Origin of the sequence: Arthrobacter sp. 131MFCol6.1 (assembly GCF_000374925.1) — a bacterium.
Taxonomy (GTDB): Bacteria; Actinomycetota; Actinomycetes; order Actinomycetales; family Micrococcaceae; genus Arthrobacter.
On the sequence record NZ_KB895542.1, the window covers coordinates 247,631 to 270,907 of the forward strand.

A 23,277-nucleotide genomic window follows, 5' to 3' on the forward strand; every position below is an offset into this window, starting at 1 on the left:
GAGCATGACCACCACCGCTGTTTCCGTTCCGATGCCCTCCGTTCCGCGCCGGCGGCGTTCACCGGAAGACGTCCTGGCGGCGGCCCCGGTCGCCGGTCCCAAGAAGGTTCTCCTGGCAGCCCCGCGCGGCTACTGCGCCGGCGTGGACCGTGCGGTCATCGCGGTGGAAAAAGCCCTGGAACACTATGGGCCGCCGGTCTATGTGCGCAAGCAGATCGTGCACAACGTGCACGTGGTCAGCTCCCTCGAGGAGAAGGGCGCCATCTTCGTCGATGAAACCGACGAGGTCCCGGAAGGCGCCCTCGTGATTTTTTCCGCGCACGGAGTCTCGCCCGCCGTCGTCCAGTCCGCCGAGGACCGCGGCCTGCGCACCATTGACGCGACCTGTCCGCTGGTCACCAAGGTGCACCGCGAAGCCGTCCGGTTCGCCAAGGATGACTTCGATATCCTGCTGATCGGCCACGACGGCCATGAGGAAGTCGAAGGCACCGCTGGGGAGGCTCCCGAGCACATCCAGATCATCAACGGCCCGCACGAGGTCGACAAGGTCACGGTCCGCGACCCGGAAAAGGTCATCTGGCTCTCGCAGACCACCCTCAGCGTGGACGAGACCATGGAGACGGTGCGCCTGCTCAAGGAGCGGTTCCCCACCCTGCAGGACCCGCCCAGCGACGACATCTGCTACGCCACCACCAACCGCCAGGTGGCCATCAAGAAGATCTCGCCCCAGGCGGACCTGGTGATCGTGGTGGGCTCCGCCAACTCCTCAAACTCCGTCCGCCTCGTGGAGGTGGCACTGGAATACGGCGCCAAGGCCTCCTACCGGGTCGACTTCGCCAACGAGGTTGACGAGACGTGGTTCGAGGGCGTCGCCACGGTGGGCGTGACGTCGGGGGCTTCTGTCCCGGAAGTCCTCGTCAAGGACGTGCTGCGGCTCCTCGCCGATTACGGCTACGGATCAGTCGAGGAAGTCGTCACAGCCGAGGAAGACCTCCTGTTCTCCCTGCCGAAGGAGCTCCGGGCCACCCTGAAGCAGGCCGGCGACGTCACCCGCGCCCTCGGCGGCCGCGGCACCCGCCCCGAACAGTCCTAGGTACTGGACGGTCCTGGGCCCCGGACAGGCCGAGGCGCTGAGACCTAAGCGCGCAGTACGCCTAGGCCGCGGACTCTTCTGACTCGTCACGGGGCTGAAGTTCCGGGGCCGCGACTGCCCGTGGCGTGACTTCGACGGCGGGGGGAGTGGCCAGTCCGGCGGCTTCCAGGGCGTTCAGCTTCCTCGCGGTGGGCAGGACCCGGGCCTCAAGGGTCCCGACCATGGAGTTGTACCGCTCCACGGAGGTCTTCAGCGAGGACCCCAGCTTGGTGACGTTTTCGCCGAGCGTGCCCATCCGGTCGTAGAGCTGCCGGGCGAGCTCAAAGAGTTCCCGGGCACTGTCCGTCAACACGTCCTGCCGCCACGTGAACGCCACCGACTTCAGCACGGCCAGCAAGGTCCCGGGGGAGGCCAGGACCACATTCTTGGCCAGTGCGTAGTCCAGCAGGGCCGGGTCGGCCGTGAGGGCGGCGGCAAGGATCGACTCCGCCGGCAGGAAGCAGACCACCAGCTCCGGAGAGTTGCCGGGGATGTCCCAGTACTTCTTGCTGCCCAGCGCGTCCACGTGGGCCTTCAGGGCCTTGGCGTGGGCGGCCAGGTGCGCCTGCTGGCTGCCGGGCAGCTGCGAGGACTGCTGGCCGGCCTGGGCGGCGCCGAGGTCCTGGGCGGCGAGATACGACGCCAGCGGGACCTTTGCGTCGACTACCAGCTGCTTGTCGCCGGGCAGCTGCACCACGAGGTCGGGCCGGAGGGTGCCGTCCGAGCCGGAGCTGTGGGCCTGCCCGCTATGGACCTGTTCGTGGAAGTCCACGTGCCGCAGCATGCCTGCCGCCTCGACCACCCGGCGCAGCTGGACCTCGCCCCACTGGCCGCGGGCGCTGTTGGAGCGCAGGGCAGACTCCAGCGCATGCGTGGACCGCAGCAGCTGCTCATCGGACAGGCGGGCCTCCTGAAGCTGCTGGGCCAGCTGGCCGTACTGCTCCAGCCGGTCGCGTTCGAGCAGGGACACCTGCTGCTGCACGGCGGTGAGCTTTTCCGCCACGGGCGCCAGCGCACGGAGCACACTGCCGTCGTGGTTCCGGGACTCGCCGAGCTCGCGGTTCTGGGCCGCGAGCAGGCGCCTCTCGGCGTCGGCGGCGGCGAACTGGGCGCTGACGTCGGACAGCCGGGCTGACACGGCGTCGAAGTCCTGTTCGACGGCCACGTAGCGCCGGCGCAGCAGGACATAGACGACGGCGGCGCCCGTTACGGCGCCCGTGAGCAGCATGAGCAGGGCGAGAATCAGTGAAAAAGCTTCCATGCCTTCACTGTGGCATGCCCCTGTGACAGTTTTGGCTCCGACGCCCGGAACACCCGGGACTCACCCGCTACAACACCCCGGCGACACCCGGGAACAACCCACACCGTCCCGCAACACCCGGCGGGCACCCGGCCGCCCCACAGGCGCACGCGCCAGCCGCAGCAACGGCCGGCGGCTGGTGCGGGTAGAATATATGCTCGTGGCTCTTACTATTGGCATCGTCGGACTGCCCAACGTCGGCAAATCAACCCTTTTCAACGCACTGACCCGAAACCAGGTCCTCGCGGCGAACTATCCGTTCGCCACGATCGAGCCCAACATCGGCGTCGTGAACCTGCCGGATGCCCGGCTTGAAAAGCTGGCCGGCATCTTCGGCTCCGCGCGCCTGTTGCCCGCCGCCGTGTCCTTCGTGGACATCGCCGGCATCGTCAAGGGCGCCTCCGAGGGCGAGGGCCTCGGCAACCAGTTCCTCGCCAACATCCGCGAGGCCGAGGCCATCGCGCAGGTTGTCCGCGTGTTCGATGACCCGGACGTCATCCACGTCGACGGCAAGGTCGATCCCAGCTCCGACATGGAGACGATCAACACCGAGCTGATCCTGGCCGATCTGCAGACCATCGAAAAGGCCATCCCGCGGATCGAAAAAGAAGTCAAGATCAAGAAGCGGGAGGCCGCCGAGCTGGCAGCCATCCTGGCGGCGCAGGCAGTACTGGAACGCGGCGACACCATCTTCTCGTCCATCAAGAGCGACAAGCTGGAGATGGAGCACCTCAAGGAACTCGGCCTGCTCACGGCCAAGCCCTTCATCTATGTCTTCAACTCCGACGAGGGAATCCTCGGCAGCCCGGAGAAGCAGGTGGAACTGCGGGCCCTCGTGGCCCCGGCCGACGCCATCTTCCTGGACGCCAAGCTCGAGTCCGACCTGGTGGAGCTTGACGAGGCAGAAGCCCGCGAGATGCTGGAAATGAACGGCCAGGATGAATCCGGGCTGGACCAGCTGGCCCGCGTCGGCTTCCACACCCTGGGACTGCAGACCTACCTGACGGCCGGCCCCAAGGAAACCCGCGCGTGGACCATCCGCCAGGGCGACACTGCCCCGCAGGCGGCCGGCGTGATCCACTCCGACTTCCAGCGCGGCTTCATCAAGGCCGAGGTCGTCTCCTTCGATGACCTGATCGAGGCCGGTTCCATGGCCGAGGCGAAGGCCCGCGGCAAGGTCCGGATCGAAGGCAAGGAATACATCATGGCCGACGGCGACGTGGTCGAATTCCGCTTCAACGTTTAAAATCCGCCGCCCGCCAGCGCGGTAATTCTGCCAAGTAATTAAGGATTAACTGGAGGAGCCCCGATTCTCGGATCGGGGCTTTTCCTGTGTGCGGCGCTTTTATCTTTTTGTTACGCCGCCGTCAACGTTTTGTGGGAAAGCTCGCCCTGCGGAACCCGTCCAATGTTGCAGCTCCATAACGAACTTTACGGTGAGTCAACTTTGGTGGCTCCGAACGCTCTTTGGGGTTACGCTTCATGCCATGTGAGACGGGCCACACTGCCGCTGGGGGAGTGTGGACGTCTGTCTGGCGCCTTCGGCGCCGGTCTCACCCACACCACAGAAACAAGGAGGCGGAATGCGCTTGGGTCGTATTTCCAAAGCAGTGGGCGTGGCGGCAGCAGCTGCCATCGCCCTCAGCGCCTGCGCGGGCAACAGCGGCGGGACAACCCCGACGACTGCGGCGGCAGCAAGCAAGCAAGGCGGATCGGCAACCGTAGTAGAGGTCAACGCGTTTAATACGTTCAACCCGAATACGGCCGATGGAAACACTGACATCAACTCAAAGGTCAGCTACGCCACGCACTCGGGCTTCTTCTACATCGACAACAAGCTCAACGTTGTCCGCAATGAGAAGTTCGGCAAGATGGAAAAGGTCTCTGACGATCCGCTGACGGTGAAGTACACCATCAACGACGGCGTGAAGTGGTCCGACGGCACTCCCGTCACCGCGGCCGACCTGGTCCTGCAGTGGGCCGCCTTCTCGGGTTACTACAACGACGCCGATGCGGAAGGTAAGACTGGAACGTCCTACTTCTCCTACGCCGGCGACCCCACCGGTATCGCGCTCACCGACTTCCCGGAACTCGGTGACGACGGCCGCAGCATGACGCTGAAGTACTCCAAGCCCTTCGCGGACTGGGAAATCGCCATCGGCGGCCCCGGCATCGACATCCCCGCCCACGTCCTGGCAAAGAAGGCAGGCCTGGCGGACACCAAGGCGTTCATTGACCTGCTGAAGGGCATGCCCCGCGGCGATTCCAAGGCCCCCAAGCCGGCGAACGCGCAGCTCAAGGCTATGGCGGACCTGTGGAACACCGGCTTTGACACCAAGACCCTGCCGGCTGATCCGAGCCTGTACCTCTCCAACGGCCCGTTCCTCGTCAAGAGCATCAACCAGGACCAGTCCCTGACCATGGTCAAGAACAAGGACTACAACTGGGGACCGGAAGCCAATCTGGACGAAATCACCGTCCGCTACATCGGTGAGGCACCCGCCCAGGTCCAGGCGCTCAAGAACGGCGAGGCCGACATCATCGCCCCGCAGGCATCCGCGGACACCGTGGAGCAGCTCAAGGCACTCGAAAGCCAGGGCGTGACGGTCGACGTCGGCAACCAGCTCGCGTACGACCACATCGACCTGAACTACTCGGGCCCGTTTGCCGACAAGAACGTCCGCGAGGCGTTCATGAAGGCCGTCCCGCGTGCGGACATCGTCGACAAGATCGTCAAGAAGCTGGATCCGAAGGCTGCACCGCTTGACTCCCAGCTCTTCGTTCCGGACCAGGCCCCGTACGCCGAGTCGGCCAAGAACAATGGTTCCTCCGCCTACCAGGGTGTGGACATCGAGGGTGCCAAGAAGCTCCTCAACGGCGCCACCCCCGAAGTTCGCATCATGTACAACAAGGACAACCCCAACCGTGTTGACGCTTTCTCCCTGATCAGCGAGTCCGCCACCAAGGCCGGATTCAAGATCGTCGACGGCGGCCTCGGCAAGTCTGACTGGGGCAAGGCCCTCGGTGACGGCAGCTACGATGCCACCATCTTTGGCTGGAGCAACTCGGGGGTCGGCGTGTCCGGCGTTCCGCAGATCTTCAAGTCCGGCAACGACTCCAACTTCAACCAGTTCAGCGACCCTGCAGCCGACAAGCTGATGGACGAACTGATTGTCACCACCGACAAGAGCAAGCAGGACGGCCTCGTTGCGCAGATCGACAAGATGATCTGGGATTCGGCCTACGGCCTGCCGCTGTTCCAGTCGGTTGGCGTGGACGCGTACAGCGACCGCATCACCGGTGTGAAGTACATGCCGAACCAGACCGGCGTTTGGTGGAACTTCTGGGAATGGGCTCAGAAGTAGCCCGCGACCCCAAGTAACACTGCTGGAAAGGCGTCGGGACCACAGCTTCTTCGGTCCCGGCGCCTTTCTGGCGATATCCTGGCGATGCCGTGGCCCGCCGCCACATCGGCGGGAACCGGCCAAACTCCGCGACCGGTCCGGGCAATCCCTGGACCCGAATTCCGAGGTTCTATTTCAATGGTGACCTACATCTTCCGGCGGCTCGTCACTGCCGCCCTCATCCTTCTCGGCGCGTCCTACTTCGTGTATCTCCTGACAGCGGCGTCCGGGGATCCCCTCGAGGAATTCCGCGCCAACCCCACGCCGCAGAAGCAGCAGCTCATGGACGCGAGGACCGAGCTCCTGCAGCTGGACACTCCGGCCCCGCTGCGGTACTTCAAATGGTTCGGCGGCGCTGTCCAGTGCCTCGTTCCGTTCGCCAACTCCTGTGACCTCGGGAAGAACATCGCCGGCCAGCCCATCACGGATGCCCTGGGCAACGCGCTGGTCCAGACCCTGACGCTCGTCACCGCGGCAACGGTGCTCGCCATCCTGATCGGGATCACCCTGGGCATCATTACTGCCCTGCGGCAGTACAGCACCCTGGACTACGGCGTGACGTTCATGGCGTTCCTGTTCTTCTCGCTGCCGATCTTCTGGGTGGCCGTCCTGCTCAAGGAGTTCGGCGCCATCGGCTTCAACAACTTCCTGCGGAACCCCGAGGTGCCGCTGCCCGTGGCGCTCGGGATCGGCGTCGTCGTCGGCGCAGTGACAGCCGTCGCGTTGGGCGGGCCCATGCGGCGCCGGCTGCTCGCCGGCGCCGTGGTCTTCGCCTTCGTCGCCGCGGTGCTCATTTACTTCTCCGCCACCGAGTGGTTCAAGACCCCGGGCCTGGGTCCGGTGCTCATCGCCATCGCCGGCGTCGGCATCGCCTTCGCCGTGACCCTGCTCTCCGCCGGGCTGAAAAACCGCAAGGCCCTGCAGTCGGCCCTCATCGCCGTCGGCGTAGGCGTCGTGCTGTACTTCCTCCTCCAGCCGCTGCTCAACGAGGCCACCTTCCTGATGATCGTGGTGCTGTCGGTCGCCTTCGTCCTGATTGGCGCCGGGATCGGCTACCTGGTGGGCGGCTACGACCGCGGGCAGTCCATGCGGGCCGCGGGCATCACCTCGTTCCTCGTCGGTGTCCTGATCCTGCTGGACCGGTACATGCAAGCATGGCCCACGTACTTCAATAACAGCCGTGTGCGGGGCCGGCCGATCGCCACCATCGGTGCCAGCACGCCGAACATTGAGGGCGACTTCTGGGTTCTCGGCCTTGACTCCTTCACCCACCTGATCCTGCCCACCCTGGCCCTGATCCTCATTTCCCTGGCCAGTTACACACGCTTCACCCGGGCCTCGATGCTCGAAATCATGAACATGGACTACATCCGCACGGCCCGGGCCAAGGGTCTGAGCGAGCGGACCGTCATCATGCGCCACGCCTTCCGCAACGCCCTGATCCCGATCGCCACGATCGTGGCCTTCGACATTGGGGCATTGATCGGAGGTGCCGTCATCACCGAAACCGTCTTCTCGGTCCGCGGCATGGGCTTCCTCTTCCTGGACGGGATCGCGCACGTCGATCCCAACCCGGTCATGGGCGTCTTCATCTGCGTCGCCATCACGGCCATGGTCTTCAACCTCATCGCGGACCTCGCCTACTCCGCACTGGATCCGCGCGTAAGGGTAAAAGCATGAGCCAGCCAAGTCAGCAGGAAGTAATCATGGCCGAAGACGAAGCCTCGCGGATATCAGCCGCGGCCGGCATTGAGCCGGTCCTTGAGGCCAAGGGCCTCAGCCAGGGCCAAATCGTCCGAAAGCGTTTCCTCGGACACTCCGGCGCCATTATCGGCCTCGTGGTGTTCTCCTTCATCTTCATCCTGGCGTTTACTTCCGTGGGCTACCTGGGTATCCCCGGCTGGTGGAAGTACACGCACGAGGAAGTCTCCCCGCTCGTCAACGGCGGCGCACCCACCTCCTCGTTGTGGCCGCTGGCCTGGGGTGAGCATCCGTTCGGCCAGGACCGGATCGGCCGCGACGTCTTCGCCATGACCATGCGCGGCGCGCAGCAGTCCATCACCATCATGATCGTGATCGGCCTCATCGCGGGACTGATCGGCGTCGTGGTCGGTGCCATTTCCGGCTACTTCCGCGGCTGGTCCGAGGCCATCCTGATGCGCCTGACCGACGTCATCATCATCATTCCCGCCCTGTTGCTGGCCGCCGTCATGGCGCAGCTCGCCGGCCGCCGGGACCAGGGGAGCTGGTTCGCTTCCTTCGCCAGCACCAACGGTGTCCTGGCCCTCGGAATCTTCCTGGGCCTGATCAGCTGGGTCGCGCTGGCCCGGCTGATGCGCGGCGAATTCCTGTCCCTGCGCGAACGCGAGTTCGTGGATGCGGCCCGGATTTCCGGCGCCAGCAACGCCAGGATCATCTTCAAGCACATCCTGCCCAACGCCGTCGGCGTGCTGATCGTGAACGTGACACTGACCATGTCCGCCGCGATCCTCACCGAAACGGCGCTGAGCTACCTCGGCGTCGGCGTCAAGGCCCCGGACACGTCCCTGGGCCTGCTCATCTCGCAGAACCAGCAGGCCTTCGCCACGCGGCCCTGGCTGTTTTGGTTCCCGGGCATGTTCATCGTGCTGATCTGCCTCAGCATCAACTTCATCGGTGACGGACTCCGGGACGCGTTTGACCCGCGGCAGAAGAAGTTCAACGCCAAGAAGGCGAAGGATCACGGGGATCCGGCCGTGCAGGCGGGCGCTGGCACCGGCCTCGACGCTTCCGCGCCCAAGGATCCCCGCGACGACGGGCCTGCTGACGGAACACGGGGCCAGTAGGTGCCGGCCCCCTGCAGGACCGATCTAGCCGGCGGTAATCGCCAGGTAGCTCGCCGCCAGGAGCAGTACGACGGCGCCAATCGCCACCCAGCGGACGGTCACGGTTGCGGCCGTGCTGGCGGCGTCGCCGGCGGCGAGCTGCCCGCCTTCCACCAGGTCATGCCACCGGGCCCGCACCAGCATGGCAGCCTGGCCGGAGTCCGTGGTCTTCAGATCTCCCGGACGGACCGACTTGCCGGGACCGTAGGTGGTTGCCGGCAGGCCGTGGAGGTCCTCCGGGCGGGCGTGGCGCCCGCCCCAGATGCCGGGGGCGGGCGCGGCCCAGGACGTGTAGCTCTTCTCGGCGGTGACCAGCGTCAGTGCAAAGCGCGTATCGACGTGCACCAGCGCTGCCCACGGCACCTCAATCGAGCGGAACGGATTCTCCAGGGTGACGCCGGCGTCGTGGACTACAACGGACGGCATCCAGAACAGTTGCCAGCCCATGAAAGCGATGAAGGCCAGCGGGGCGACGCCGCCCAGCGCCCCCGGACCGGCCATGACGACCGTGACCACGACACCGAACGCGGCCACCGCCCAGGACAGCAACGCGAACCATTTGTTGGTTCGTGCTTTGAAGACTTCAACATTTCCGGCGTGCGGCGTAGAGCTCATGCCCCCAATAATTCAGTATTCCGAGCCGCAGCACTAATCCCCGGTGCACCGGCGGCCCGACGGAAGGATAGCCCATCATGACTGACTTCATCACCCTCGATCCGCCGGCCTCACCCGTGCCTGGCAAAGGTGAAACCGTCCTGGAGGTCCGGGACCTCAGCGTGGATTTCGGCGTGGACAAGAAATGGGTCCCGGCCGCAATCGGCCTGAACTACGAGGTCCGGGCCGGCGAAGTGCTCGCCATCGTGGGGGAGTCCGGGTCCGGAAAGAGCGCCAGTTCGATGGCTCTGCTTGGCCTGCTGCCAAGTAACAGCCGTGTGACAGGAAGTGTCAAGCTCGCCGGCCGTGAGCTGCTGGGAACCAACGAGAACAATATTCGCGCAGTGCGCGGCAAGGACGTCGCGGTAATCTTCCAGGAGCCGATGACGGCCCTGAACCCGGTCTACACCGTGGGGTCGCAGATTGTGGAAACTGTGCGTCTGCACAATGAAGTTTCCCCGGAAGAAGCGAGGCTCCGGGCCCTGCGGATGCTGGAACTTGTCGAACTGCCCGATCCGGAGAAGGCCTTCCGTTCCTACCCGCACCAGCTTTCCGGCGGCCAGCGCCAGCGCGCCATGATCGCACAGTCGCTCTCCTGCGACCCGAAGCTGCTCATCGCCGACGAGCCGACCACGGCCCTCGATGTGACTGTCCAGGCCGAAATCCTTGACCTCATGCGCAACCTGCGGAACAAACTGGACAGTGCCATTGTGCTCATCACCCACGACATGGGAGTGGTGGCCGACCTCGCCGACCGGATCGCGGTCATGCGCAGGGGCGTCATCGTGGAGACGGGTACGGCAGCCCAGATCTTCCACAACCCGCAGCACGAATACACCCGGGCGCTGCTGGCTGCGGTCCCTCACCTGGGACAGGGCAGCGCGGATTCCGCGGCGGACGTGGACGTCACCGCCGCCCTCGCCGCCGCGACCCACGTCGAGATCCTGTCCATTCCGGAAGACGAGCTGATCCGGCGCGAGCGCGAAAACGCCGCCGCCCTGGCCGCGGCCGAGGCGGCCAAACCGAAGGGGGAGCCGGTCCTGGAGCTCACCGATGTCGCCATCGAGTACCCGAAACAGGGCCGGGTGCCGGCCTTCCGTGCCGTGGAAGGGGCCAACCTGGTCATCTATCCCGGACAGGTGGTCGGCCTCGTCGGCGAGTCGGGTTCCGGCAAGACCACCATCGGCCGGGCCGCCGTCGGGCTGCTGCCGGTGGCGGCAGGCACCATGCGCGTCGTCGGGCAGGACATTTCCGCTGCCAAGAGGAACGGCCGGCAGCTCCACGAGATGCGCCGGCATGTCGGCATGGTGTTCCAGGATCCGTCGTCGTCCCTTAACCCCCGGCTGCCCATCGGGGAAAGCATCGGGGAGCCGATGTTCCTGGCAAAGGCCGCGAGGGGCGCCGAACTGCAGCAACGGATCGAGGCGCTCCTTGACCAGGTCGAGCTGCCGCGGAACTACCGCAACCGCTACCCGCACGAGCTCTCCGGCGGGCAGAAACAGCGCGTGGGGATCGCCCGTGCCCTTTCGCTCAAGCCGAAGCTCATGGTCGCCGACGAGCCCACCTCCGCCCTCGATGTCTCCGTCCAGGCCAAGGTGCTCGATCTGTTCCAGAACCTGCAAAAGGAACTGGGCTTCGCCTGCCTGTTCGTCACCCACGACCTCGCGGTGGTGGACGTGCTCGCGGACCGGATCTGTGTCATGCAGCGCGGCAGGATCGTGGAGCAGGGGACCCGGGACCAGATCCTCCGCAACCCCCAGGAACCCTACACCCAGCGGCTTCTGGCGGCAGTTCCGCTGCCGGATCCGGACAAGCAGCGCGAGCGCCGCGAACTGCGCGCGCAGCTGCTGTCCGGGGCCAGCTGAGGCCTATCCGCAGGGCTGGAAAATGGGGGAAAGCCCGGCGGATTCCAGTTAACCGCGGGTAACCCAGGTCACACGGCGGGCGAATACTACCAGTCGGTAGCGTGTGACTTGAAATACACTCCGCTTGACGTTAATCGTCATGAGATTGTCGGATCACGGTTTGGCAACAGAGTTCCAACATTTGGACGGTTTAGGGCTAGGCTACTTCCATATGTAGGCCACGTCACAGGGGATACCCCTGTGCCTGCTTACGGGGAAGCATAAGTTTTTCCCTCACGAACTCCCACAACTCATAGGAGGCGGAATGCGTTTTTCGCGCACTTCCAAAGCACTGGGCATGGTGGCTATCGCCGCCCTCGCCCTGACCGGATGCGGTGCCAGCGGCTCCGCGACCGGTAGCGGCAGTACCGGCGGCGACACCAGCAAAGTGATCCTCGCCGACGGCTCCGAACCCCAGCGTCCCCTCATGCCCGCCGACACCAACGAAGTCGGCGGCGGCAAGGTCATCGACATGATCTTCGCGGGCCTGGTCAGCTACGACCCCAGCGGCAAGCCGGTCAACGAACTCGCCGAGTCCATCGAGGGCAAGGACGGCCAGCACTTCACCATCAAGGTCAAGAAGGACCAGAAGTTCACGAACGGCGAGGCCATCACGGCTAAGTCCTTCGTCGATTCCTGGAACTTCGGTGCCGCAGCCAAGAACGCCCAGCTCAGCGGTGGCTTCTTCGAAAGCATCAAGGGCTACGACGAAGCCAGCGCAGAAGGCTCCACGGTCGAGACCATGTCCGGCCTGAAGGTCGTTGACGACCAGACGTTCACCGTGGAACTCAAGCAGCCGGAATCTGACTGGCCGCTTCGCCTGGGCTACACCGCGTTTGTTCCGGTTCCCTCCGGTGCCCTGAAGGACCCGAAGGGCTTCGGCGAGAAGCCGGTCGGCAACGGCCCGTACAAGCTCGCGGACGGCGGCTGGCAGCACAACGTGCAGATCCAGCTCGTTCCGAACCCGGACTACAGCGGCCCGCGCAAGGCCAAGAACGCCGGCGTGACGTTCAAGATCTACCAGAACGACGACTCCGCGTACCAGGACCTGATGTCCAACAACCTGGACATCCTGCAGACGATCCCGACCAGCGCGCTGAAGAACTTCAAGTCTGACCTCGGCGACCGCACCATCAACAAGCCGTACGCCGGCAACCAGACCATCGCCATCCCGGAATACCTGCCGGAATGGAGCGGCGAGGCCGGCAAGCTCCGCCGCCAGGCGATCTCCATGGCGATCAACCGCGAAGAGATCACCAAGGTGATCTTCAACGGCGCACGCCAGCCTGCCAAGGACTTCACGGCCCCCGTGCTCGACGGCTACAGCGACTCGATCGCCGGAGCTGAGAACCTGACTTTCAACGCCGACAAGGCCAAGGAAGCTTGGGCCAAGGCCGACGCGATCCAGAAGTGGGACGCGAACAAGACCTTCACCATTGCCTACAACGCCGACAAGGGCGGACACAAGGCCTGGGTTGAGGCTGTAGTCAACCAGCTCAAGAACACGCTCGGCATCAAGGTTGAAGGCAAGCCGTACGCCACCTTCAAGGAAGCCCGCAACGACGCCACCGCCAAGACCCTCACCGGCTCCATCCGTGCCGGCTGGCAGGCAGACTACCCGTCGCTGTACAACTTCCTCGGCCCGATCTACAAGACCGGTGCCGGCTCCAACGACGCCAGCTACGCCAACCCGACGTTCGACAAGGCCATCTCTGACGGCCTGAACGCCGCGTCGGTCAGCGACGGCAACAAGGCCATGAACAAGGCCCAGGAGATCCTCCTGACGGACCTGCCGGCCATCCCCCTGTGGTACCAGGTTGCCCAGGGCGGCTGGAGCGACAAGGTCACCAACGTCGACTACGGCTGGGACGGCGTCCCGCTGTACTACAACGTAACCGGTAAGTAACAACAAAACGACGGCGGGGGCCGCCCATACTGGGGCCTCCGCCGTCGTCGTGCTTCCCCTCCATTTATTCTCTTGATGCCCGGCTCTTTCGGGCGAACTTTTCGCAGCCCTGCCGCCGTGAGTGAACCGGCGCCGGCCTGCATCCATAGTGAAAAGGTTCTTTGATGAACAACTCCGCCGCATCCCTGGACAGGATGCCTGCCAACGAGGGTGTGACTCGCTGATGTCGACATACATCCTCAAGCGTTTCCTACAACTGATTCCCGTCTTCCTGGGCGCAACACTGCTGGTCTATTTCCTGGTCTTCAGCCTGCCCGGTGACCCCATCGTGGCCCTGTTCGGCGACAAGCCGGTGAACGAGGCGGTGGCAGCCAAGCTGCGCATGCAGTACCACCTGGACCAGCCGTTCTGGATGCAATACCTGCTCTACCTCAAGAGCATCTTCACGTTTGACCTGGGCCAGGACTTCTCCGGACGCCCCATCGCCGCCGTGCTCGGCGAGGTCTTCCCCGTCACGGCGCGGCTGGCCATCATGGCACTGATCTTCGAGGCCTTTTTCGGCATCGTTTTCGGCCTCATCGCCGGCCTGCGCAAGGGCAAGCTCTTCGACGCCACCGTCCTGGTCGCGTCCCTGGTCGTGATCGGCATCCCGATCTTCGTCCTCGGCTTCCTGCTGCAGTTCACCATCGGAGTCCAGCTCGGCTGGGCCAAGCCGACCGTCAGCTCCGCCGCGACCATCCCGGACCTCATCCTGCCGGCGATCGTGCTGGGACTGGGATCGTTCGCCTATGTCCTGCGCCTGACCCGCACGTCCGTCATCGAAAACATGAACGCCGACTACGTGCGCACTGCCACCGCCAAGGGCCTCTCCCGGTTCCAGGTGGTCCGCGTCCACATCCTGCGCAACTCCCTGATTCCCGTCATTACGTTCCTGGGCGCCGACCTCGGCGCCTTGATGGGCGGGGCAATCGTCACGGAAGGCATCTTCAACGTCCCGGGCGTAGGCAACCGGCTCTACCGGGCCGTGCTGTCCGGGGAAGGGCCCACGGTGGTCTCGATCGTCACCGTCCTGGTGCTGATCTACTGCCTCTCCAACCTGCTCGTTGACCTGCTTTACGGCTGGCTTGACCCGAGGATCCGTTATGACTCCTGATAACACCACCACCGCACGGCACTCCGATTCCCGCCGCCCGGCCCGCCGGACCGAGCACTTCGTGGCCGATGTCTCCGAGACCCCGCTCCAGGTAACGGACCGGGTCAAGGACGAAGCCGCACCGCTGAGCCTGTGGGGCGAGGCCTGGAAGAACCTGCGCAAGCAGCCGCTCTTCCTGATCTCCGCGTTCCTGATCCTGGTGGTCGTCGCGGTCTCCGTCTTCCCGGGATTCTTCTCGCAGATCGACCCGACCTCGGAGGCCTGCCAGCTGGCCAACTCCGACGCAGGCCCCGCCGCGGGCCACCCGCTGGGCTTCACCCAGCAGGGCTGCGACGTCTACGCCCGTGTCATCTTCGGCACGCGGTCCTCGGTGACGGTGGGCCTCTTCACCACCATCGGAGTGCTGCTGATCGGCGGCATCCTCGGGGCCGTGGCCGGCTATTACGGCGGCTGGATCGACTCTGTCCTGGCCCGCATCAATGACATCTTCTTCGCCCTGCCCCTGATCCTGGGCGCGATCGTGATGATGCAGCTGCCGATGTTCCGGACGAACAAGACCGTGTGGACCCTGGTGCTCATCCTGGTCATCTTCGGCTGGCCGCAGATTGCCCGCATCACCCGCGGCGCCGTCATCGAGGTCCGGAACGCCGACTTCGTCACGGCCGCCCGGTCGCTGGGCGTCTCGAAGTTCGGCGCCCTCATGCGCCACGTGATGCCGAACTCGCTGGCCCCGATCATCGTCGTGGCCACCATCTCCCTGGGCACGTTCATCGTGGCCGAATCCACGCTGTCCTTCCTGGGCATCGGGCTGCCGCCCAGCGTCATGTCCTGGGGCAACGACATCCAGGCGGCGCAGGCCTCGCTCCGGTCCAACCCGATGCCGCTGCTCTACCCGGCCATCGCGCTGTCCATCACCGTCCTGAGCTTCATCATGCTGGGCGACGCCCTGCGTGATGCGCTCGATCCCAAAGCCCGCAAGCGATGAAAGGGGACACCATGAGCGCCTCTGTTGACTTCCAGGAAGCTGGGTACGCCACTGAGCGCCCGCTGCTTGAAATCAAGGACCTGGCCATCGGGTTCACCACCAGCAACGGCGAGGTCAACGCCGTCCGCAACGCCCGCCTCACCGTCATGCCGGGCGAAACCGTCGCGATCGTGGGCGAGTCGGGTTCCGGCAAGTCCACCACCGCGCTGGCTGCCATCGGCCTGCTCCCGGGCAACGGGCGCGTCACGACAGGCCAGATCCTGTTCGACGGCGAGGACATCTCCAACGCCAGCGAAAAGCGGATGATCGAACTCCGCGGCAACAGCATCGGCATGGTCCCGCAGGACCCGATGTCCAACCTCAACCCCGTGTGGAAGATCGGTGACCAGGTCCGCGAAACGCTGAAGGCCAACGGACTGCCGAGCGGCCCCGACGACGTCGCCAAGGTCCTGTCCCAGGCCGGGCTGCCCGACGCCGGCAGCCGCGCCAAGCAGTACCCCCACGAGTTCTCCGGCGGCATGCGCCAGCGCGCGCTGATCGCGATCGGGCTCGCCTGCCAGCCGCGCCTGCTCATCGCGGACGAGCCGACGTCGGCGCTCGATGTGACCGTGCAGCGCCAGATCCTTGATCACCTGGACAAGATGACCACGGAACTGGGCACCGCGGTGCTGCTGATCACGCACGACCTCGGCCTCGCCGCCGAGCGTGCCGACCAGGTGGTGGTCATGTACCGCGGCCAGGTTGTCGAATCCGGGCCCTCGCTGGAGCTGCTGCAGAACCCGCAGCACCCGTACACCCAGCGGCTGGTCGCCTCGGCACCGTCGCTGGCGTCCCGGCGCATCCAGGCCGCCAAGGAACTCGGCGTGGAAACCGACGACATGCTCGCCCCGAGCGAGACCGGCGTGGTTGAGCCGGCCAAGTCCGACGACGTCCTGCAGATCCAGAACCTCAGGAAGGTCTTCAAGCTGCGTTCGGGCCTGGGCAAGTCCACGGACTTCACCGCCGTCGACGACATCTCCTTCCACGTCAAGCGGGGAACCACGACGGCGATCGTGGGGGAGTCGGGATCCGGCAAGTCCACAGTGGCGCAGATGGTCCTGAACCTCCTGACGCCGACCTCCGGCAAGATCATCTTCGACGGCGTGGACACCTCCACGCTGAACAGCAAAGAGCTCTTCGCCTTCAGGCGCCGGGTGCAGCCGATCTTCCAGGACCCGTACGGTTCCCTGGACCCGATGTACAACATCTTCCGGACCATCGAGGAACCGCTGCGGACCCACAGGATCGGGGACAAGGCCAGCCGCGAGAAGAAGGTCCGGGAACTGCTGGACCAGGTGGCACTGCCGCAGTCCACCATGCAGCGGTACCCCAACGAACTCTCCGGCGGCCAGCGCCAGCGAGTCGCGATCGCCCGCGCCCTGGCCCTGGACCCCGAAGTGATCATCTGCGACGAGGCTGTCTCGGCACTGGATGTCCTGGTGCAGGCGCAGGTGCTGAACCTGCTCGCCGAACTGCAGTCCCGGCTCGGCCTGACCTACCTGTTCATCACCCACGACCTCGCGGTGGTCCGGCAGATCGCCGACCGCGTGTGCGTCATGGAGAAGGGCAAGCTGGTGGAAACGGGCTCAACGGACGACGTCTTCGAGTCGCCGCAGCAGGACTACACCCGGGCGCTGCTCAACGCCATCCCCGGCGCCGGCCTCATGCTGCCGCCGGAAATGGACGTGGCCTGAGCGGCTGCCTTCCGTAGGGCTTGAACGAGCCCGCCGCCAGCACCTCGCAGCAGCTGGCAGCACAGGAGCCGGTGTCCTCCCCCTTGGGGGCGGACACCGGCTCCTTTGCTGTGCTGTGGTCCGTCCGGAACTAGGGGCCGGTCCTGCGTAGTGGCCCGGCCTGCGTTAGTGGCCGGTCCTGCGCTAGTGGGCCAACCCGGCGCCAGCGGCCCGTCCTGCGTAGTGGGACAAGCCGGCGAGCATGCCCGGGTCAGCGTAGTCAAACCCCATGGACTGCAGCCGCTGGCCGAAAACGGCGCCCAGGGCCGCGTGGCCCTGCCGGTTCAGGTGGACACGGTCCGCCATCGAGCCCGTCAGGTTGTACCGGGTGAGCCAGTCGCCCGCGCTGACGAACGGCAGCCCGTGGCGGTCCGCCACCCGCCCCAGAAGCGCGTCCACCTCGCTCCGGCGTCCTCCGCCGTAGTGGGCGCCGCGCCCGAGTGTGCCCACCATGAGTATCCGGGCCGCGGGGTAACGCTGCTGGATGCTCGCGATCAGCCGTTCCGCGTTGGCGACGATCTGCGCGTCGGAGGCGCCCCGTGCGGCATCGTTCCCGCCGCCTTCGATCACCACGAGGGGAGGAGCGCCGTAGGGGAGCTTCCAGTCGCCGCGCTGAAGCGCGTCAATGTAGTTGCCGGTCTTGCCGTTGGACGCCACGAAACCGGTGCCGCCCCGGCCACAGAAGAAGACTTTGTACCCAGCCGCGGCCAGACCCTGCCTGGGCCAGCCATAGGCCGGTTCCGACTGTGAGTCGCCAATCAGCACAGCGATGTTGCTGGTGTCCTTGACGATGATCTCGTTGCGGCCGTTGTCAGGATTGCGGTAGGTCGAGCCGCTCGGCAGGGCAGCGGGGTCGATGGTGGACCCGATGCGTGTCTTCGCCACGGATCCGGCCGCGACCGGCCCTCCCGCGCCGATCGCCGCTCCGGACCCGCTGCCGGTCAGTGGCGCGCCCGACGATCCCCCCTCTGATGATCCCGCGCCGGAAGAGCCGACTTCGGAAGAGCCGAGTTCGGAAGAGCCGAGTTCGGAAGAGCCCGAGTCGGGCGCAGGTGAATAAGAGGCCTGCCCGCAGCCGCCAAGAACCACGCCGGTGGCGATCATCATTGCGACGAAGCGGGACAGGGCCGAGGCGTTTCGCATGAATGTCTCCGGGCTTGCTTGCTGCTATCAGAGCAATGATGGTGCATGGGCCCCGGAAAATCCAGTGACTTTACTCACACGTAATAGACCACTTCCGTGCGCCCGTCACGCTCTGGCGACGGCCCGGCCGCCGGTCGCCGATCCGCATTTTAGGCCAATAAATGACCTAGCGTTTAGAATGGTAGTAGGTGCCCTGTGCCAAAGGGACTTATCTGTCGTGCGTTCCGGTTGGAAATGTCGCGATACCACAGCTGACTTCACCACTGAATCGAGCAATAACGCATGTCTGAAACCACCACCAACACCGCGGTAGCCACTGCATCGCGCAGTGACCTGCGCAACGTCGCGATCGTGGCCCACGTTGACCACGGCAAGACCACGCTGGTCGACGCCATGCTCAAGCAGACCAACTCCTTTGCCGAGCACAACCACCTCGAAGACCGCGTCATGGACTCCGGTGACCTGGAACGCGAAAAGGGCATCACCATCCTGGCCAAGAACACCACGGTGGCCTACAACGGACCGTCCTCCAACGGCGAAACCATCACCATCAACGTCATCGACACCCCCGGCCACGCCGACTTCGGTGGCGAGGTCGAGCGCGGCCTGTCCATGGTCGACGGCGTCGTCCTCCTCGTCGATGCCTCTGAGGGCCCGCTGCCCCAGACCCGGTTTGTGCTGCGCAAGGCCCTCGCCGCGCACCTGCCGGTGATCCTCCTGGTCAACAAGACCGACCGCCCCGACGCGCGGATCGAAGAAGTTGTCCACGAGTCCATGGACCTGCTCCTGGGCCTGGCCTCCGACCTCGCCGACGAAGTTCCGGACCTCGACCTGGACAAGATCCTGAACGTTCCGGTTGTTTACGCCGCCGCCAAGGTCGGCCGCGCCTCCCTCGAGCAGCCCGCCGACGGCAGCGCCCCCGAAAACGAGGACCTCGAGCCGCTTTTCCAGGCCATCATCGAGCACATCCCGGCCCCGACCTACAACCCGAACGGTGTCCTGCAGGCGCACGTCACCAACCTGGACGCCTCCCCGTTCCTGGGCCGCCTGGCGCTGCTGCGCATCTACAACGGCACCCTGCGCAAGGGCCAGACCGTCGCTTGGGCACGTGCCAACGGTGAGCTGAAGAACGTCAAGATCACCGAACTGCTGGCCACCAAGGCACTCGACCGTGTTCCCGCGGAATCCGCCGGCCCCGGCGAAATCGTTGCTGTTGCCGGCATCGAGGAAATCACCATCGGCGAGACCCTGACCGACGCCGAGAACCCGCAGCCGCTGCCGCTGATCACTGTCGACGACCCGGCCATCTCCATGACCATCGGTATCAACACCTCGCCGCTGGCCGGCAAGGTCAAGGGCGCCAAGGTCACGGCCCGCCAGGTCAAGGACCGCCTCGACAAGGAACTGATCGGTAACGTCTCCATCAAGGTTCTCCCCACCGAGCGTCCCGACGCCTGGGAAGTCCAGGGCCGTGGCGAGCTTGCACTGGCCATCCTGGTCGAGCAGATGCGCCGCGAAGGCTTTGAACTGACCGTCGGCAAGCCGCAGGTGGTCACCAAGACCATCGACGGCAAGGTCCACGAGCCGATGGAACACATGACCATCGACGTACCCGAAGAATACCTCGGCGCCGTCACCCAGCTGATGGCAGCCCGCAAGGGCCGCATGACCAACATGGCCAACCACGGCACCGGCTGGTGCCGCATGGAGTTCATCGTTCCGGCCCGTGGCCTCATCGGGTTCCGCACCAAGTTCCTCACGGACACCCGCGGCGCCGGCATCGCCGCCTCCATCTCCGAAGGCTACGAGCCGTGGGCCGGCCCCATCGAGTACCGCACCAACGGTTCGATGATCGCCGACCGCGCCGGTGTTGTGACCCCGTTCGCCATGATCAACCTGCAGGAACGTGGCTCCTTCTTCGTCAAGCCCACTTCCGAGGTGTACGAGGGCATGATCGTGGGCGAGAACTCCCGCGCCGACGACATGGACGTGAACATCACGAAGGAAAAGAAGCTCACCAACATGCGTGCAGCTTCCTCGGACACCTTCGAGAACCTGACGCCGCCGCGCGACCTGACCCTCGAAGAGTCCCTCGAATTCGCCCGCGAAGACGAGTGCGTTGAGGTTACCCCGGATTCAATCCGCATCCGCAAGGTCATCCTGGACACCAACGAGCGTGCCAAGGCCAACCGCGCCCGCGCCAAGGTCTGATCCCGGTCTCCGGGCTTCAGCCACAACGTGACTAAGAGAGCTGCCGGCACGGCAGGCGGCATTGCCGCCGCCGTGCCGGCAGCTCTTTTTGTTGCCCTGGCCGGCACCGCCCTGCACCGCCACGACCTGGTCCTGGGCGGCGTGGAGCTCCCGTGGGGCGCCGTCGCGGCCCTCGTGCTGCTGGGCTCGGTCCAGTTGTGGCTGGGGGCGGCGTTCCGTTCAGTCGTCCCGACGGCGGCCTGCGGGGTTCTCTGCTACGCGCTGACCGGCTGGTGGTCCACCCTGGAAGCGGGCAAGCGCCTGGTCATCGGCGACGCCGCAGGCAATATCTGGGTCTTCGGCATCGCAGGCATCACCGTGGCCATGCTCGCCTGGTGCCGGCGCTACAGGAGGCCGACCGGCCAGGACCGGTGATGACTGGCCAGGACGGGTGATGACTGGCGAGGACCGGCCAGGACGGGTGATGACTGGCTTAGGACCGGGCCCCATTGCCCCAGCTCCCCACGCGGGACATGCCCATTTTTCGTTGGCTCGAGTGGGCACAACGGCATCATGTCCGGCGCAGGGCTCGTCCGCGGGACATGTCCAGTCCTCATGTTTGGGCCAGTCCAGCTCACCCATCCCGTCCGGGGACATGCCCATTTTTCGTTGGCTCGAGTGGGCACAATGGCATTATGTCCGGCCTTGGATTGCCGCGAGGGACATGTCCAGCCGCTGGCGGCGGCCGAGTCTTTCGCGATCCTGGCCGGTCGGTGTAGTTTTCCACATAGCGCGGGATGTGACTATCCGGGCGCAGAGTGCGGCCTCCACCATGGGTGAATGGCCAACATCATCGAGGTCCTGTCGAATTACGACGGCGTCGCCCGCGCCAAATACATCACGGCCGCGGGTGTCTCCGACTTTCAGCTCAAGTCTGCGATGGCCTCGGGAACCGTGTCCCGGGTGGCCCGCGGCGTCTACGCGTTGCCCGGTGCGGACGCGCAGCTGATTTCCATTCGCTCGCTTCCAGCGGAGGCCGCGTGCGTCACCGCGGCCCACTTCAGCGGGCTGTGGGTTCTCAACGCCCCGGCCCGGCCGCATGTAGCCCTCACCCACAGCAGGAGCTACCAGGGCTTCGTCTGCCACCGCGCTTCCGTGCCACCGACTCTCCTAGACACGGTCATCCAAAGCTTGCGTTGCTTACCCGAACCTGACGGGCTGATCATCGCCGAATCCGCCGTCGTGCTGAAGGGGCTCCCGCTAGGTTCGCTGCGTCAGCGGCTCGATGGCCGGAACGACTCCCGGGAGCGCCGGATCGTGTCGGCGATTGTCCCGCAGTCGCAGTCGCTCATTGAGTGCCTGGCCAGGTTCCTGCTGCGGCGGGCCGGCTTCCATGTTGAATCGCAGGTCAACGTTCCGGGGATGGGACACCTGGACCTGATGGTCGATGGCCGCCTCGGCATCGAGACTGACGGGGCCGGATTCCACATGGACAAGGCGAGCTTCGAGGAAGACCGGCGGCGGTGGAACGTCACCACGCGCAGGGGAATCCCGACACTTGTTGTGACGTACCCGCTGCTGAGGGACCATCCCGAGGATTTCATCACCATGGTCCGGGAAGCCCTGAACAGGCTGGCTGCCGCCGCCTAGAGTCAGACTCCACCCCGAGCGTCGTGGGCCCTTGCGATGCGCCTCGGCACTGCACCTTGATCCTGCACCGCGCCAGGCCTCCTCTGGAATAGTCCGGTGCTGTGTCGATTCGCCACTGCACATGTCGCCTGTTCCGTTAGACCACCACTGGACATGTCGCTTGTTCCGTTAGACCACCACTGGACATGTCCCTTGCTCCGTCGATTCACCAATGGACATGTCCCACGCTGGCTGGCGGCGATGAGCATGGCGCCGAAATGTCCATCTCCAGCAGCGAGGGGAGGGCATGTCCATTGGTGGCCGGGGGTGGGGCTGGGCATGTGCGTGGTTGGCCGGTTGGGGAGGGCATGTCCATTGGTGGCCGGGGGTGGGGCTGGGCATGTGCGTGGTTGGCCGGTAGGGGAGGGCATGTCCAACGGTCGGGTGGTGCGGAGGGCATGTCCACTGGACGCAACCACCGACGCGCCCACCCCGGAACCTCGGGTCAGGGCCCCTGCACCCGCGGGGCGCGGCGCGGCGGGGGCGGCGGGACTTCCTTGGCTGCCACTACAAGGGGAAGTGCAATGACGACGTCGGAGCGGCGGGTGCGGACGGTGCACACGCCGTCGGCGCGGTTCACGAGCTCGCCGAGGGCATCCGTCAGGCCGCCGTCGATCCTGTACCGGACCACGACGCGGGTCCCGAGCGGGGCGGCGGCGAGGAACTGCTGGGGCAAGGGCAAAGGCGAGCTCATCAGATCATAGTAAGACGCGGAGCCTGTGTGACGTCCGGCTAGGTTCGCGGGAACAGGCTGGGAGATAATAGGCTCAGAAGTCAGCAGCCCGGCTCAGGGCCTGGAAATCATCCGGCCGGTCGCCGGAACCAACGTGGAGAGGCCAGGGACGTGACGTACGTAATCGCGCAGCCGTGTGTAGATGTCAAAGACAAGGCATGCATTGAGGAGTGCCCCGTCGATTGCATTTACGAGGGTGAGCGTTCCCTGTACATCCACCCCGACGAGTGCGTGGACTGCGGTGCCTGTGAGCCGGTCTGCCCCGTGGAGGCGATCTACTACGAGGACGACACCCCCGAAGAATGGGCCGACTACTACAAGGCCAACGTCGAGTTCTTCGACGAACTCGGGTCTCCGGGCGGCGCCGCGAAGGTCGGGAACACCCACACTGACCACCCCATGATCGCCGCCCTGCCGCCGCAGAACCAAGACAACTAGGACGGCGCTA

18 protein-coding genes are annotated in these 23,277 nt (G+C 65.4%); 14 read left to right on the forward strand and 4 right to left on the reverse strand.

Annotated features, from left to right (window positions below; all coding sequences use genetic code 11):
- Positions 1-4 precede the first annotated feature (4 nt).
- Positions 5-1,093: a 4-hydroxy-3-methylbut-2-enyl diphosphate reductase gene (locus C566_RS0107890; RefSeq protein WP_018773787.1), complete on the forward strand. Its 1,089-nt coding sequence runs from the start codon at positions 5-7 to the stop codon at positions 1,091-1,093.
- Between the two features lie 61 nt (positions 1,094-1,154).
- Here C566_RS0107890 and C566_RS0107895 read toward each other — a convergent pair whose 3' ends face one another.
- Positions 1,155-2,393, reverse strand: a complete 1,239-nt coding sequence (locus tag C566_RS0107895; protein ID WP_018773788.1) for a DNA recombination protein RmuC — start codon at positions 2,391-2,393, stop codon at positions 1,155-1,157.
- A gap of 199 nt (positions 2,394-2,592) precedes the next feature.
- Between C566_RS0107895 and ychF the strand changes: the two genes are divergently transcribed.
- From ychF to C566_RS21050, 4 genes are all read left to right on the forward strand, one after another.
- A complete protein-coding gene (gene ychF, locus C566_RS0107900; RefSeq protein ID WP_026266491.1) occupies positions 2,593-3,678 on the forward strand; it encodes a redox-regulated ATPase YchF in 1,086 nt (361 codons plus the stop codon).
- A 337-nt stretch (positions 3,679-4,015) separates the two neighbouring features.
- Positions 4,016-5,797, forward strand: a complete 1,782-nt coding sequence (locus C566_RS0107905) for an ABC transporter family substrate-binding protein (RefSeq protein ID WP_026266492.1) — start codon at positions 4,016-4,018, stop codon at positions 5,795-5,797.
- A gap of 177 nt (positions 5,798-5,974) precedes the next feature.
- Entirely contained in the window at positions 5,975-7,516 is a 1,542-nt protein-coding gene (locus tag C566_RS0107910; RefSeq protein ID WP_018773791.1) for an ABC transporter permease, read from the forward strand.
- A 26-nt stretch (positions 7,517-7,542) separates the two neighbouring features.
- A complete protein-coding gene (locus C566_RS21050) occupies positions 7,543-8,661 on the forward strand; it encodes an ABC transporter permease (protein WP_018773792.1) in 1,119 nt (372 codons plus the stop codon).
- 24 nt (positions 8,662-8,685) lie between these two features.
- Here C566_RS21050 and C566_RS0107920 read toward each other — a convergent pair whose 3' ends face one another.
- A complete protein-coding gene (locus C566_RS0107920; protein WP_018773793.1) occupies positions 8,686-9,315 on the reverse strand; it encodes a PH domain-containing protein in 630 nt (209 codons plus the stop codon).
- Positions 9,316-9,392: 77 nt separating this feature from the next.
- Here C566_RS0107920 and C566_RS0107925 point away from each other — a divergent pair, with 77 nt between their 5' ends.
- The 5 genes from C566_RS0107925 to C566_RS0107945 all read left to right on the forward strand — a co-directional run bounded on the left by C566_RS0107925 (position 9,393) and on the right by C566_RS0107945 (position 17,035).
- The gene (locus C566_RS0107925; protein WP_018773794.1) at positions 9,393-11,219 is read left to right on the forward strand and encodes an ABC transporter ATP-binding protein; all 1,827 of its coding nucleotides are present in this window, start codon (positions 9,393-9,395) and stop codon (positions 11,217-11,219) included.
- Between the two features lie 304 nt (positions 11,220-11,523).
- On the forward strand, positions 11,524-13,164 hold the full coding sequence (locus C566_RS0107930; RefSeq protein WP_018773795.1) for a peptide ABC transporter substrate-binding protein: 1,641 nt from the start codon (positions 11,524-11,526) through the stop codon (positions 13,162-13,164).
- Between the two features lie 223 nt (positions 13,165-13,387).
- On the forward strand, positions 13,388-14,317 hold the full coding sequence (locus C566_RS0107935) for an ABC transporter permease (RefSeq protein WP_018773796.1): 930 nt from the start codon (positions 13,388-13,390) through the stop codon (positions 14,315-14,317).
- Positions 14,307-15,302: an ABC transporter permease gene (locus tag C566_RS0107940; RefSeq protein WP_018773797.1), complete on the forward strand. Its 996-nt coding sequence runs from the start codon at positions 14,307-14,309 to the stop codon at positions 15,300-15,302. The genes C566_RS0107935 and C566_RS0107940 overlap by 11 nt, the downstream gene beginning before the upstream one ends.
- A gap of 11 nt (positions 15,303-15,313) precedes the next feature.
- Positions 15,314-17,035 carry an ABC transporter ATP-binding protein gene (locus C566_RS0107945; RefSeq protein ID WP_018773798.1) on the forward strand — a complete coding sequence of 574 codons (1,722 nt, stop codon included), beginning with the start codon at positions 15,314-15,316 and terminating at the stop codon, positions 17,033-17,035.
- 183 nt (positions 17,036-17,218) lie between these two features.
- Here the strand turns inward: C566_RS0107945 and C566_RS0107955 are convergent, their stop codons facing one another.
- Positions 17,219-18,217, reverse strand: a complete 999-nt coding sequence (locus C566_RS0107955) for an SGNH/GDSL hydrolase family protein (protein WP_018773800.1) — start codon at positions 18,215-18,217, stop codon at positions 17,219-17,221.
- A 282-nt stretch (positions 18,218-18,499) separates the two neighbouring features.
- Between C566_RS0107955 and typA the strand changes: the two genes are divergently transcribed.
- The 3 genes from typA (at position 18,500) to C566_RS0107970 (ending at position 22,057) form a co-directional block, all read left to right on the forward strand.
- Entirely contained in the window at positions 18,500-20,428 is a 1,929-nt protein-coding gene (gene typA / locus C566_RS0107960) for a translational GTPase TypA (protein WP_018773801.1), read from the forward strand.
- Positions 20,429-20,455: 27 nt separating this feature from the next.
- Positions 20,456-20,842 (forward strand): hypothetical protein, encoded by a 387-nt coding sequence (locus C566_RS21055; protein WP_043466388.1) that lies wholly within the window; start codon positions 20,456-20,458, stop codon positions 20,840-20,842.
- Between the two features lie 405 nt (positions 20,843-21,247).
- A complete protein-coding gene (locus tag C566_RS0107970; protein ID WP_018773803.1) occupies positions 21,248-22,057 on the forward strand; it encodes a type IV toxin-antitoxin system AbiEi family antitoxin domain-containing protein in 810 nt (269 codons plus the stop codon).
- A gap of 484 nt (positions 22,058-22,541) precedes the next feature.
- Here C566_RS0107970 and C566_RS0107975 read toward each other — a convergent pair whose 3' ends face one another.
- Complete coding sequence (locus tag C566_RS0107975; RefSeq protein ID WP_051082270.1) at positions 22,542-22,790, reverse strand: putative acetyltransferase; 249 nt, start codon at positions 22,788-22,790, stop codon at positions 22,542-22,544.
- 150 nt (positions 22,791-22,940) lie between these two features.
- Here C566_RS0107975 and fdxA point away from each other — a divergent pair, with 150 nt between their 5' ends.
- Complete coding sequence (gene fdxA, locus C566_RS0107980; RefSeq protein ID WP_026266493.1) at positions 22,941-23,267, forward strand: ferredoxin; 327 nt, start codon at positions 22,941-22,943, stop codon at positions 23,265-23,267.
- Positions 23,268-23,277 lie beyond the last annotated feature (10 nt).